12 protein-coding genes are annotated in these 12848 nt (G+C 72.5%); 7 read left to right on the top strand and 5 right to left on the bottom strand.

All coding sequences use genetic code 11. The features are described 5' to 3' along the window. The first annotated feature begins 1 nt into the window (after nt 1). Nucleotides 2-355, top strand: a complete 354-nt coding sequence (locus tag QQ657_RS16375; RefSeq protein ID WP_284742993.1) for an MmcQ/YjbR family DNA-binding protein — start codon at nt 2-4, stop codon at nt 353-355. Nucleotides 356-358: 3 nt separating this feature from the next. Here the strand turns inward: QQ657_RS16375 and sepH are convergent, their stop codons facing one another. The 3 genes from sepH to QQ657_RS16360 all read right to left on the bottom strand — a co-directional run bounded on the left by sepH (nt 359) and on the right by QQ657_RS16360 (nt 3426). After that, complete coding sequence (gene sepH, locus QQ657_RS16370) at nt 359-1207, bottom strand: septation protein SepH (RefSeq protein WP_284742992.1); 849 nt, start codon at nt 1205-1207, stop codon at nt 359-361. A 402-nt stretch (nt 1208-1609) separates the two neighbouring features. Beyond that, nucleotides 1610-2758: a sensor histidine kinase gene (locus QQ657_RS16365; RefSeq protein WP_284742991.1), complete on the bottom strand. Its 1149-nt coding sequence runs from the start codon at nt 2756-2758 to the stop codon at nt 1610-1612. 5 nt (nt 2759-2763) lie between these two features. Continuing rightward, a complete protein-coding gene (locus QQ657_RS16360) occupies nt 2764-3426 on the bottom strand; it encodes a response regulator transcription factor (protein ID WP_284742990.1) in 663 nt (220 codons plus the stop codon). Nucleotides 3427-3539: 113 nt separating this feature from the next. On the opposite strand from QQ657_RS16360, the gene QQ657_RS16355 reads away from it, so the two are divergent. The 6 genes from QQ657_RS16355 (at nt 3540) to QQ657_RS16330 (ending at nt 10084) form a co-directional block, all read left to right on the top strand. Beyond that, nucleotides 3540-4079 (top strand): hypothetical protein, encoded by a 540-nt coding sequence (locus QQ657_RS16355; RefSeq protein WP_284742989.1) that lies wholly within the window; start codon nt 3540-3542, stop codon nt 4077-4079. After that, a complete protein-coding gene (locus QQ657_RS16350) occupies nt 4076-5185 on the top strand; it encodes a peptidoglycan-binding protein (RefSeq protein WP_284742988.1) in 1110 nt (369 codons plus the stop codon). Before QQ657_RS16355 ends, QQ657_RS16350 begins: the two co-directional genes overlap by 4 nt. Further along, complete coding sequence (locus QQ657_RS16345) at nt 5182-5868, top strand: ABC transporter ATP-binding protein (protein WP_284742987.1); 687 nt, start codon at nt 5182-5184, stop codon at nt 5866-5868. The genes QQ657_RS16350 and QQ657_RS16345 overlap by 4 nt, the downstream gene beginning before the upstream one ends. Then, complete coding sequence (locus tag QQ657_RS16340; protein ID WP_284742986.1) at nt 5865-7070, top strand: ABC transporter permease; 1206 nt, start codon at nt 5865-5867, stop codon at nt 7068-7070. Before QQ657_RS16345 ends, QQ657_RS16340 begins: the two co-directional genes overlap by 4 nt. A 155-nt stretch (nt 7071-7225) precedes the next feature. Further along, nucleotides 7226-8746, top strand: a complete 1521-nt coding sequence (locus QQ657_RS16335; protein ID WP_284742985.1) for an amidohydrolase family protein — start codon at nt 7226-7228, stop codon at nt 8744-8746. A 99-nt stretch (nt 8747-8845) separates the two neighbouring features. Next, the gene (locus QQ657_RS16330; protein WP_284742984.1) at nt 8846-10084 is read left to right on the top strand and encodes a glycosyltransferase 87 family protein; all 1239 of its coding nucleotides are present in this window, start codon (nt 8846-8848) and stop codon (nt 10082-10084) included. 12 nt (nt 10085-10096) lie between these two features. On the opposite strand, the gene serC is transcribed toward QQ657_RS16330, so the two are convergent. Beyond that, the gene (serC, locus tag QQ657_RS16325) at nt 10097-11221 is read right to left on the bottom strand and encodes a phosphoserine transaminase (protein WP_284742983.1); all 1125 of its coding nucleotides are present in this window, start codon (nt 11219-11221) and stop codon (nt 10097-10099) included. A 271-nt stretch (nt 11222-11492) separates the two neighbouring features. Beyond that, nucleotides 11493-12833 (bottom strand): serine hydrolase domain-containing protein, encoded by a 1341-nt coding sequence (locus QQ657_RS16320; RefSeq protein ID WP_284742982.1) that lies wholly within the window; start codon nt 12831-12833, stop codon nt 11493-11495. Nucleotides 12834-12848 lie beyond the last annotated feature (15 nt).

Genomic DNA, 12848 nt, shown 5'->3' with positions numbered 1-12848 from the left:
GATGCGGCAGCTCGACGCGTTGCGGAAGTTGTGCCTGGCCCTGCCCGAAGCGACCGAGCGGCTCAGCCACGGGTCGCCGGCGTGGTTCGTGCGCGGCAAGAAGACGTTCGTCATGTTCGCCGACGACCACCACGGCGACGGCAGGCTCGCCTTCTGGTGCCCGGCGCCGCCCGGGGCGCAGGAGGAGCTGGTGCGCACCGAGCCCGGGCGCTTCTTCCGGCCGGCGTACGTCGGGCACCGCGGCTGGCTGGGCGTGCGGCTGGACGTCGACGTCGACTGGGGCGAGATCGACCGGATCGTCCGGGAGGCCTACCGCCTGGTGGCCCCGAAGACGCTCGCGGCGCTGGTCGAGTAGGACTCAGCCGCGCTGCGAGCGGACCCCGAGCAGCACGTCCTCCCAGGACGGCACGATCGGGTGGTTCTTCTTGGCCTTCGGCCGCGGCTGATCCGACGCCGTTTCCTCTTCCGGATCCGCCGGGACGCGGGGGATCTCGCGGGTGTCGTCGTCCGGGTCCGGCTCGGCGGCCGGCAGCTCGGCGTGGTCCTGTGGCGGCACCGAGTCCAGCGTCGGCTGGAACTCCGCGTCGCGGGCCGGGTCGAGGGCGCGGACCGTGCGGGGTGCGCGGTACGCGTTCGGGTCGAGCAGGACTTCGGCGTTCTCGTCGAGCGCCATCACCGTGCCGCCGTGCGCCCCGGGCGAGAACGCCCAGTGCGCGCGGTTGTCCGACCGGCCGGCCTTCCAGCGCAGCACGACGACCCAGCGGCCGTCGTCGCCCTTCCAGGAGTCCCAGGTGGCCTGCGAATAGTCGTGCCCGCGGACGCCGAAGCCGTACGCGACGACCTCGCCGAGCGTCTGCACGTCGGGGCCGTCCTCGCGGACCGGGTGGGCGCTCTGTGCGAGCTCGGCGGTCCGGGACCGCTCGAGCAGCACGGGGTAGGCGTAGCGCTCGACGCGCTGCTCCGAGATACCGGCGCCGCTCGCCACCTGCTGGACTGACTCGCCGGCGCGGATTCGCGCCTGGATCTCGCGTGGCCGCATCTGGCTCTCCAACTCGATTTCGATCTGGCCGAGGCGGGTGAGGTCACCCCGCGCCGCCGCGCGCAGTCTTTCATCGGCCGGGAGGAGGAAGCGCGTACCGCTCGCCGAGTCTTCGCACACGATGGACTTACCGTCCTCGTGTAGCCCGACTACTCGAAGCGTGCGCATTGTTCGCCTTCCCCGATGCTTCACCGTTGTGGGTGCCCACGTTAGAACGGCGCGTCGGCTTGACGTGCGAGGCGCGCCGAGTCCGTGCAGAACTGCCCACTGTTCAATTCGCGACGTCCGCATCATGGATCACCCAGGTCGGCGGCCGCCGGGTGACACGCCGGACACGGTCAGTCACGATCGAGTGGATCAAGAAGGCGGCGGAGTCCCGAGTGTGGCCGTGCGGCTTGCGGGTGCCGGCGCGCCGCTCGACGGGTGCGGTGCCCCGGCCCAACGTCTTGAATGAGTCATTCAGGACCTCCCACGCCCTGAATGACTCATTCAAGACACACCGCCGGCGGGGCTGCCTACCCGCACCTCATCGCGTGCGGCCACCCATCGGACTCGCGCCCGGCCGGCCGCTCATGACGGCGGCAGGCGGACCGTCACCGTGAGTCCGCCGCGCCGGCCGGGCTGGGCCTCCGCGTAGCCGCCGTGGGCCTGGGCGACCGACCGCACGATCGACAACCCCAGTCCCGCGTTGCGCGTGTCGCCGGTCCGCTCCGAACCGACCCGGCGGAACGGCTCGAACAACGTCGGCACGGCTTCGGGCGGCACCACCGGCCCCGAGTTCCGCACCTCGAGCGCCGGGTCGCCGCGCACCTCGACGTACACCCAGCCGCCCGAAGCGTTGTACGTGATCGCGTTGACCAGCAGGTTCGTCACCAGCCGCTCGAGCAGCACCGGGTCGCCCGCCACGACGCGGGGCCGCAGCCGCGTCTCCACCTTCACCCCCGCCGACGCCGCCTGCGCGGACGTCGACCGGATCACCGCCGCCACCACCTCGTCGAGACGGACCGGGGCGCGCGCGGTGAGCCCGCGGTCGCTGCGGGCCAGGATCAGCAGGCCCTCGATCATCCGCTCGCTGCGCTCGTTCGTGTGCAGCAGGTGCGTGCCGAGCTTCCGCAGCTCCGGCGACACCTCCGGGTCGGCCATCGCCACCTCGACCAGCGTCCGCTGCACCGCCAGGGGCGTCCGCAGCTCGTGGGACGCGTTCGCGACGAAGCGCTTCTGGCTGTCGAACGACTCGGCGAGCCGGTCGAGCATGCCGTCGAACGTGTCCGCCAGCTCCTTCAGCTCGTCGGGCGGGCCCTCCAGGTTGATCCGCCGGTCGAGCTTGCCCGCTTCGAGCCGCCGCGCCGCCGACGTGATGTCGTGCAGGGGCCGCAGCGCGCGGCCCGCCATCAGCCAGCCGAACAGCACGGCCAGCGCCGCCGTCGCCACCAGCGCGATCGCCGAGCCGACCAGCAGCGTGGACAGCGTCGAGGAGCGGTAGTCCTCCAGCGAGCCGCTGAGCAGCCGCACCGCGACGCCTTGGGAACCCCCCACCGTCCCGGCCGGGATGCCGTAGGTCAGGTCGGCCGAGCCGATCGTCGACGAGGCGACCCGGGCCGGGTCGGGCAGCGTGCTCTGCACCAGCAGGTAGTTGATGACGACGAGCACCAGCCCGGCGAGCAGGAACAGCCCGCCGTACCAGGCCGTGAGCTTCGTCCGGACGGACAGGGCGTTCACGGTGTTCACGGCGTGCCGAACCGGTAGCCGGCGCCGGGCACGGTCCCGATCACCGGCGGGTCGCCGAGCTTCCGGCGCAACGTCATCACCGCGACGCGCACCGCGTTCGTGAACGGGTCGGCGTGTTCGTCCCACGCCTTGTCCAGCAGGACCTCGGCGCTGACCACCGCGCCCTCCGCCCGCATGAGCACCTCCAGCACGGCGAACTCCTTCGGCGAGAGCAGCAGGAACCGGCCGTCGCGGGCGGCCTGGTGACGCGGCAGGTCGAGCACGACGCCGTCGCGTTCCAGCACCGGCGGCAACGCGGGCCGCGCGCGCCGCGAAAGCGCTTGCACCCGGGCGACCAGCTCGGCGAACGCGAACGGCTTCGTCAGGTAGTCGTCGGCGCCGAGGCCCAGGCCTGCGACGCGGTCGGTGACGTCGGCGGCCGCGGTCAGCATCAGGACCCGCGCCTCGCCGCCCGCCCTGACCACCGCGGCGCAGACGACGTCGCCGTGCACCTTCGGCAGGTCGCGGTCGAGGACCACGACGTCGTAGCCGTGGACGCCGACGCGTTCCAGGGCCTGCTCGCCGTCGTAACAGACGTCGACGGCCATCGAAAACCGCCGCAAGCCCTCAGCCACGGAGTCGGCCAGCAGCCGTTCGTCCTCCACCACCAGCACGCGCACCCGCCCAGTCTGCGCAGGGAGGCCATAAGGACCGCATAAGCGACGTCGCTTAGCGCGCCCGAATGCCCCGATCCGTAGACCTGGCACCCATCAGGACACGAAAGGAGCGAGCCATGCGGACACGGATCGTCGTCGCGGCGCTCGGGGCGGCCTTGCTGCTCGGGGGCTGCGGCGCGAAGGGGGACGACGGCGGCAAGGTCGCCTCGATCTCGACGCCGCCGAAGTCGGGCGGGCCCACGGCGGCCGACACCAGCGGCAAGAGCGACGAAGACAAGATGCGCGACTTCGCCAAGTGCATGCGCGAGCACGGCGTCGACATGCCCGACCCGAAACCGGCCGGCGACGGCGGCGGCATGGCGATCACCCTGGGCGGGGACGGCGCCGACGCGTCGAAGATCGAAACCGCGCAGAAGGCGTGCAAGAGCCTCATGCCCAACGGCGGCGAGATGAAGCCGCCGAGTGCCGAGGAGCTCGACAAGATGCGCAAGGACGCCAAGTGCATGCGCGAGCACGGCATCGACATGCCGGACCCCGACCCCAGCGGCAAGGGTGCGACGCGGATCGGTGGCGCGGGCGACGACCCGAAGAAGTTCGAAGCCGCCGCGAAGGCGTGCGGGCTCGGCATGAGCCGCAGTTCCGAGGGCGGGCAGTGACCATTCAAGACGCGAACGAAGTGACCCACCTCAAGGCCCGCCGTCGTGGCCGGACGCGCTGGTTCGTCGCGGGCGCCGTCCTCGTCGTGGTGCTCGGCACCAGCTCGGTGGTGATCCTGACCCGGGTGTCGAGCGCGACGCCGATCAAGGAAGCGACGCCGCCGGCGGTCGAAACCGCCGAAGTCGTCAAGACCGACCTCAGCGAGGAGGAAGAGGCCGACGGCACCCTCGGCTACGGCGACGAATCGACCGTCGCCGGCCGCAAGCCCGGCACGATCACGTCGCTGCCCGACGCCGGCGCCACGATCACCCGGTGCAAGCCTGTGTACGGCGTGGACGCGAAGCCGGTGCCGCTGTTCTACGGCACGCTGCCGTTCTACCGCGACCTCGCCGCGGGCGCGGACGACGGCGCCGACGTCAAGCAGCTGGAGGAGAACCTCAAGGCGTGCGGGTTCGGCGGCTTCGGCACGCCGGACAAGAAGTTCACCTCCGCGACGGCGGCCGCGCTGAAGAAGTGGCAGAAGTCGCTGGGGCTGGAGCAGACCGGCGCGTTCGGCCAGGGTGACGTCGTGCTCGCGGCCGGCGAGGTCCGCGTGTCGGCGGTGTCGGCCAAGCCCGGTTCGCCCGCGCAGGGCGAGGTCCTCAAGACGACCGGGACCGTCCGCTCGGTGCAGGTGAAGCTCGACGCGGCGAAGCAGGATCTCGCGCAGCAGGGTGCGAAGGCGTCCGTGACGATCAACGGGAAGACGACGGCGGGCACGATCACCGACGTCGGGAAGTCCGCCGTCGAGGGCAAGGATGCGGCGGGCCAGGACGACGGCAAGCCCAAGATCACCGTGAGCGTCCGGCTCGACGACCCCGCCGTCGCCGGCTCGCTCGACTCGGCGCCGGCGACCGTCCGCTTCACCAAGGACGTCCACTCCGGCGTGCTCGCCGTCCCGGTCGGCGCGCTGCTCGCGCTCGCCGAAGGCGGTTATGCCGTCGAGGTCGACGAAAACGGCCAGCGCCGGCTGATCGGTGTCCAAACCGGACTGTTCAGCGGGGGCAAGGTCGAGGTCACCGGCGCCGGCCTGACCGCGGGCATGCGGGTGGTGACGACGTCGTGACGCCCGTGCTGCGCGTCGACGACGTCACGCGCACCTACCCCGGCGGGGTCGCCGCGCTCGACGGAGTCTCACTTTCGCTGGAGGACGGAGAAATGGTCGCGATCGTCGGGCCGTCGGGGTCCGGCAAGTCGACCCTGCTGCACCTGATGGGGACGCTCGACCGGCCGTCGTCGGGGCGCGTCGAGCTGCACGGCCACGACGTCGCCGCGCTGCCGGACCGCAAGGTCTCCGCGCTGCGCTCGCGCTGGATCGGGTTCGTGTTCCAGCAGTTCTTCCTCGACGAAGGGATGAGTGCGGTGGACAACGTGTGCACCGGCCTGCTCTACGCCGGGGTACCGCGGCGACGGCGGCGCGAGCGGGCCCTGGTGGCGCTCGACCGCGTCAAGCTGGGGCACCGGGCGTGGCACCGGCCCGGCGAGCTGTCCGGTGGGGAACGCCAGCGCGTCGCGATCGCGCGGGCGGTCGTCAACGAGCCGTCGATCCTGCTGGCCGACGAGCCGACCGGCAACCTCGACACCGGTACCGGCGCGTCCGTGCTCGGGCTGCTCGGGGAGCTGTCCGCGGACGGCACCACGATCGTCGTGATCACCCACGACCGGGAGATCGCCGCGGGCATGCCGCGCCGGATCGAGCTGCTCGACGGCCGGCTGCGGCTCGACACCGGTCTGGTGGGTGCGCGATGACGCTGGTGACACTGCCGGAACCGGCCCGGCTCAAGCCACCGGACGTCGTCGCGCTCGGTGCGCACGGCATGCGCACGCGGCCGGTGCGCGCGGTGCTTTCCGCGCTGGGCATCGCGATCGGCGTCGCGGCGATGGTCGCGGTGCTGGCGATCCCGGCGTCCGGCGCGCAGGCCCTGCACGACCGGCTGGCCGCGCTCGGCACGAACCTGCTCACCGCCGGGCCGGGGCAGACGCTGTTCGGGGTCGACGCCGTGTTGCCGGACGACGCCGTCCCGATGGCGAAGCGGATCGGGCCGGTGGAGGCGGCCAGCGGCACCGGGAACACGTCGGCGAGTGTGCGGCGCAGCGACAAGATCGCGCCGGACGAGACGTCCGGGCTCGCCGTGTTCGCCGCCAAGCCGGACCTGCTGGGTGTGCTCGGCGGGAAGGTCCGGGTGGGAGCGTTCCTGGCGGCGGGCAACCAGGACTACCCGGTGACGGTGCTCGGCGCGCAGGCCGCGGCCCGGCTCGGCATCGACCACGTCGACCCGGCCCGGCCGCCGCAGGTGCTGATCGGGACGCAGTGGTTCACGGTGGTCGGCATCCTCGCGCCGATGCCGCTGGCCCCGGAGATCGAGCGATCGGCGCTGGTCGGCTGGGACGTCGCGAAGCGGCTGCTCGGGTTCGACGGCCATCCGTCCACTGTGTACGTCCGAGCAAAGGAGTCCCAAGTGGACAGTGTGCGCTCGGTGCTGGGCGCGACGCTGAACCCCCAGGCGCCGAACGAGGTCGAGGTCCGCCGCCCGTCGGACGCGCTGGCGGCGCAGAAGCTGACGGACACGACGTACAGCGCACTGTTCCTGGGACTCGGCGGCGTGGCGTTGCTGGTCGGCGGGGTCGGGGTGGCCAACACGATGGTGATTTCGGTGCTCGAACGGCGGCGTGAGATCGGCCTGCGCCGGGCGCTCGGGGCGACGAAGAGACAGATCCGCGGGCAGTTCCTGGCCGAGTCGGTGCTGTTGTCGGGGCTGGGTGGGCTCGCGGGGGTGCTGGCCGGGGTGCTGGTGACGGCGGGCTACGCACTCAGTCAGGGGTGGCCGGCGGTGTTGCCGTGGGCGACGCTGGCGGGCGGCGTCGGTGTGGCGGCTTTGGTGGGGGCGATCGCGGGGGCTTACCCGGCGGTGCGAGCGGCCAGGTTGGCACCGACGCAGGCGCTGGCCTGACCCGATCCGTCACTTTCCCCGTGAAAGCGGCCAGGAGCCTGCACACCAGGACATACCTCCGAGCGTGCGCAGCGCGAAGAGCGCACGCTGGAAGATTCGCACCCGCCGTCCGGCGGGTTGAATGGGGCCCCCAACCCGAGCGATAGGGGGCCGCCGTGGAGCGGGTCGAGGCGAACCGGCGTGACTTCCTCCGGTGGCTGGCGGTCGCCGGTGCGGGGCTCGCCGCCGCCGGGGTCGTGCCCGCGGTCTTCGCCCAGGAGGCCGCCGCGGCCGGTTCGGATGTCGTTGTCGTGCTCGGGGCCACCGTCGTCGACGGCACCGATGCCCAGCCCGCCCCGCACTCGGCGGTCGTGCTGGTCGGGGACCGGATCGCCTGGGTGGGGCCGGCCGCGGAACTGCCGCCCCTGAACGGAGTCCAGGTCGTCGACGGCCGGGGCCGGTACCTCGTGCCCGGGCTCTGGGACCTGCACACGCACGGCCTCGACTACGAGGCCATCTTCCCGCCGCTGTACCTGGCCAACGGCGTCACCGGGATCCGCGAGATGTGGGGCTACGCCGAGAACCGCGCGGTGCGCGACAAGATCGTCCGCGGGGAGCTGGCCGGCCCCCGGGTCGTCATGGGCAGCTCGATCATCGACGGCCCGGTGTCCCTGCTCGGACCACCCGTCACGCAGGTGGCGACGGCGGAGGAGGCACGCGCGGCCGTGCGGACCGCCGAGGCCGAAGGCGCGGACTTCGTCAAGGTGTACTCGTACCTGGGCGCGGAGGCGTTCGCCGCGATCGCCGACGAGTGCCGCCGCGCCGGGCTGCCCTTCGCCGGGCACTGGCCGTACCGGGTTTCGCAGCCGGTGGCGAGCGACGCGGGCCAGCGCAGCTTCGAGCACCTCTTCGGCGTCCCCGTCTACACGTCGGCGCGCCGGGACGAAATCCTCGCGACCCTCGCCGGGACGCCGTTCGACCCGGCGCACCCGCGGACGTTCTTCACCACGGCCCGCGAGCTGGACCGGCAGGCGACGGAGGCCTACAGCCCGTGGCGCGCCCGGGAGTTCTTCGGCAGGCTCGCGCACAACGGAACCCGGCTGACCCCGACGATGGTCGTGAACCGGGTGATGTGCTCGCCGGCGGACACGTTCGCGCACGACCCGCGGCTGAAGTACGTGCCGCGCGCGGTGCGGGACGTCTGGGTCGAGCAGCTGCGGACCCGCGCACCGGTCACACCGACCGAGATCGCGCAGCAGGAGGCCTACTTCCACGCGCAGGTCGAGCTCGCCGGCGCGGCGCACCGGGCGGGCGTCACCCTCCTCGGCGGGACGGACTGCCTGAACCCGTACGTCTTCCCGGGCTTCGGCCTGCACGACGAGCTGGACCACCTGGTCGAGGCGGGGTTGTCGCCCCACCGGGCGCTGCAGGTGGTGACCCGCGACGCGGCGGCGTTCCTCGGCCGCGCCGCGACGGCGGGCACGATCGCGCCGGGCAAGGTCGCGGACCTGGTGCTCCTCGACGCGAACCCGGTGGCCGACATCCGCGCGGTCCGCCGGATCGACACGGTGGTCGCGGCGGGGCGGGTGTTCGACCGCGCGGCGCTCGACCGGATGCTGGCCGACGTCGAGGCGGCGGCGGGCACCACGGTGAACGCCAGGTCGGTGACCGGCTTGCCGATGCACAGCTGCTGCTGACAACCCGTGAACGCCAGGTCAGTGCGGTTGCCGGTGCGCGGCTGCCGCTGAGCGCCCGGTAATCTCGGCCGGTCGGGGCCTGGCTGAGTGGGGGTAGAAGTGTCGGGTTGGTCCGGGCGGAAGCTCGCGGGGGCGCTGCTCGTGCTCGAGGTCGCCGCCGTCGTGCTGGTCCTCGTGCTCAAGCGGTTCGACGGCCTGGACCTCGAGGTTTACCTCGGCGGGGCCGAGGCGCTGGCCGGCCACGGCTCGCCGTACGACGCCTGGGTGCCGACCACGCACCAGATCCTGCTGCCGTTCACCTACACGCCGTTCGCCGCGGCCGTGTTCCTGCCCGGCACGCTGCTGCCCTTCGCCGTGACGATGAAGCTGGTCAGCATCGCCTCGATCGTCGCGACCGGTGTCGTCGCCTACCTCTACGTCGCGACGCTCAACGGTTCGCTCACCGACCCGTCGAAGGTCACCGGCCGCGCGGTGGCGGCCCTCGTCGCCATCGGTGCTCAGCTCGCCGGGGCGCTGCTCGAACCCGTGCGCTCGACGCTCGGCTTCGGCCAGATCAACGCCCTGCTCATGGTCCTGGTCGTGCTCGACGTCCTGCTCCCCGGCGACCGCAAGCGGACGAAGGGCCTGCTCATCGGCGTGGCCGCGGCGATCAAGCTGACGCCGGCCGTCTTCGTCGTCTACTTCCTGTTCCGCCGCGACTTCAAGTCGGCCGCGCGGGTGGTCGCCGGGTTCGTCGCGGCCGGGGCGCTGCTGTGGCTGGTCCGGCCGTCGGCGTCCTTCACGTACTGGACGAAGCTCGTCTTCGACGCGGGCCGCATCGGCGGCGTCGACTACGTCGGCAACCAGTCGCTGAAAGGCCTGGTGACGCGGCTCGGGTTGTCGGAAACCGCGGGGAACATCGTGTGGCTGCTGGCCGCGCTCGCCGTGATGGCCGTGGTCGCGGTGGTGATCGTCCGGGCGGGCGAGCCGGTGCTCGCGCTGACCGCGTGCGCGCTCGGCGGGCTGCTGGTGTCGCCGATTTCGTGGACCCACCACTGGACCTGGTGCGTGCCGATCCTGGTCCTGGCCGGCTACTACGGTGTCCGCGCCTGGCGGACCGACCGGGCCGTGACGTGGTGGTCGGGCGCGGTCGTGGTGGCCGGGCTGACGCTGTTCACCTGGGGCCCGATGTGGTTCGCGCCGCGCCCGGCGCCGTCGGTGGGCTGGTGGCTCGCCACCGAGTCCTACGAGCTGTTCGGCCTGGCGCTGCTGGTCCTCGCCGCGTTCGCCGCCCGTCGCCTGAACAAAGCGAAGGCCGCGCCGAGGGAGTCCCTCGACGCGGCCCTCACGGACGTCTAGCTCGGCGTTCGGTCAGCCGAGCCGCTCGACGACGTACTCGATGCTCTGCGTGAGCTTCGTGATGTCGTCCGGGTCGATGGCCGGGAACAGGCCGACGCGCAGCTGGTTGCGGCCCAGCTTGCGGTACGGCTCGGTGTCGACGATCCCGTTGGCGCGCAGCACCTTCGCCACCGCGGCGGCGTCGACCTCGTCGGCGAAGTCCACCGTGCCGACGACCTGCGAGCGCAGCTCCGGGTCCTTCACGAACGGCGTGGTGTAGCTCGTCTTCTCGGCCCACTCGTACAGCCGCGACGACGAGTCCTTCGTGCGCGCGGTCGTCCACTCGAGGCCGCCCTGGCCGTTCATCCACTCGATCTGCTCGGCGAGCAGGAAGAGCGTCGCGACGGCCGGGGTGTTGTACGTCTGGTCCTTGCGGGAGTTGTCCAGCGCGGTGGTCAGCGACAGGAACTCCGGGATCCAGCGGTCGCCGCCGCCGATCTCGCCGATGCGCTCGACCGCGGCCGGCGAGGCCAGCGCGATCCACAGGCCGCCGTCCGCGGCGAACGACTTCTGCGGCGCGAAGTAGTAGACGTCGAAGTCCTCGGCCTTGACCGGGAGCCCGCCCGCGCCGGAGGTGGCGTCGATCGCGACGAGCGCGCCGTCACTGCCCTCGGGGCGGCGGACGGGAACGGCGACACCGGTCGACGTCTCGTTGTGCGCCCAGCCGACCAGGTCCGCGCCGGCTTCGTAGGCGATGTCCGGGGCGCTGCCCGCGTCGGCCTTGACGACGATCGGGTCGGCCAGGAACGGCGCGCCCTTGGTGACACTGGCGAACTTCGAGGAGAACTCGCCGTAGGTGAAGTGCTGCGAGCGCTCGCGGACCAGGCCGAACGCGGCGGCGTCCCAGAACGCCGTGGTGCCGCCGTTGCCCAGGATCACTTCGTAGCCCTCGGGCAGGGAGAACAGTTCGGACAGCCCGGCCCGGACGCGCCCGACGAGGGACTTGACCGGCTTCTGCCGGTGCGACGTGCCGAGGTAGGTGGAGCCGGACTCCGCCAGGGCGCTCAGCTGCTCGGCGCGGACCTTCGACGGTCCGCAGCCGAAGCGGCCGTCGGCCGGCTTGAGGTCTGCGGGGATGGTCAACTCAGCGTCGGTCATGTAGCCAGTCTCTCAGGTCGGGATGCGGCTGGTGATAGCGGTTCGCCAGTGCCCGCTATGTGGGAACTGGGGTGTTCCGGGCGCTGGGACGCCCGCTTCCGACTCTAGGCGGCTCGTCCGACCGGCGGCTTTCCGTGCCGGGCCGTGGGGGTAAAAACACGGTTCCCGGACGCCCGCGCCGCCGGTAATTTCCGGCGAACGAGGTTCGTCCGGGTCCCGCTCACCACCGCTCTGGGGGTGTGAGCGGGACCCGGTGGATCAGCGCCAGCCTTCAGCGCCAGCCCTCGACGCCGCCCGGCACCGGCGCGGCCGGGTCGTACGGCGTGCGGGTGAAGACGAACGTCGCGAGGTCGAGGTGCGTGGCGACGCCGTCGGAGTCGCGGCCCACTTCGAGCGTCTCGCCCGAGTAGTAGCCGTCGAGGCCGACGTAGGTGTCGCGGCCGGTGGCGCGGAAGCGCGAGCTGCGCCCGGCGCCTTCGGCCGGGGCCAGCAGGAGCAGCCCGTCACCCTGGATGCGCAGGTGGTACGGCGTCGGGCCCCAGTGCCAGAGCCCGGTCAGGGCGAGCAGCCCGGGGTCGACGGCCGAGGGCTGCCACTCGGCCGGCAGGCGCGGCTCCCGCTCGTCGGTCGTCGTGATCAGGTCCAGGCAGAGCTGGGTGATGCCGACGCCGGACGTCGAGTTCGTGAGCACGAGCGCGCCGGTCTGCGCGACCGGGTCGACCAGCGTGACGGCGAGGAAGCCGGGCATCGAGCCGGTGTGCCCGGCGAAGCGCCGGCCCTGGTAGCGCACGAGCATCAGGCCGAGGCCGAACCCGGTCGTCCAGACGTCGGTGTCGTCGACGGTGACCATCATCCGCATCTGCTCGATGGTCTCCGGCGCGAGCACGCCGCCGCCGTGGCCGCCGAGGAACGCCGTCCAGCGGGCGAGGTCGGTGGCGGTGGACCACAGCTGCCCGGCGGGGGCCATCGCGCCGGCGTCCGGGCTCGGCTCCGGCAGGAGGACGTCGGCGAAGGGGTGCACGGCGAAGCCCTGCGCGTGGTCGCCCACCGGGTGCGGGGTGGTGCGGGTCATCCCGAGCGGGCCGAGGACCTCCTCGTCGAGCACGGAGAGCCAGCCCTTGCCGCGGTGGCGTGAGACGAGCTCGCCGAGCACGCCGTAGCCGACGTTCGAGTAGTGGAACTTCGCACCCGGCCGGTGCTTGGTCGCGCCGTCGGCGAGGCTCCCGGCGAGCGCGTCCCAGTCGGCGCCGGGAGTGCGCTCCCACCACAGGCCGGGTGACTCGGAGGTCAGGCCGGAGGTGTGCGACAGCAGCTGGGCGACGGTGGCGGCGCCGAAGGGCGTGCCCGGGACGTGCTGTTCGAGCGGGTCGTTGAGGTCGAGCAGGCCTTCGTCGCGCAGCCGCATGACGGCGGTGGCGACGAGGGTCTTGGTGATCGAGCCCAGCCGGTACTGGGTGTCGGTGCCAGGCGCCCGGTCGCCGACGCGCCCGCGGCTCCCGGACCAGACGATCTCCCCGTCGCGCACGACGGCGGCGACGAGCGAGGGAGCCCGGCAGGCCGCCTGCTCGTGGGCGATCCGGCGGAGCAGGGCGTGTTCGGTCGACTCAAGCATGGGGGCATTCTGCCG

Source organism: Amycolatopsis ponsaeliensis (assembly GCF_030182635.1).
In the GTDB taxonomy this organism is placed as follows: domain Bacteria; phylum Actinomycetota; class Actinomycetes; order Mycobacteriales; family Pseudonocardiaceae; genus Amycolatopsis; species Amycolatopsis ponsaeliensis.
This window is presented reverse-complemented; position numbering and strand designations above follow the sequence as displayed.

Coding starts and splice junctions, on each gene's coding strand:
- QQ657_RS16375 (WP_284742993.1), top strand. CDS start 2: ATGCGGCAGCTCGACGCGTTGCGGAAGTTGTGCCTGGCCCTGCCCGAA.
- sepH (WP_284742992.1), bottom strand. CDS start 1,207: ATGCGCACGCTTCGAGTAGTCGGGCTACACGAGGACGGTAAGTCCATC.
- QQ657_RS16355 (WP_284742989.1), top strand. CDS start 3,540: ATGCGGACACGGATCGTCGTCGCGGCGCTCGGGGCGGCCTTGCTGCTC.
- QQ657_RS16340 (WP_284742986.1), top strand. CDS start 5,865: ATGACGCTGGTGACACTGCCGGAACCGGCCCGGCTCAAGCCACCGGAC.
- serC (WP_284742983.1), bottom strand. CDS start 11,221: ATGACCGACGCTGAGTTGACCATCCCCGCAGACCTCAAGCCGGCCGAC.
- QQ657_RS16320 (WP_284742982.1), bottom strand. CDS start 12,833: ATGCTTGAGTCGACCGAACACGCCCTGCTCCGCCGGATCGCCCACGAG.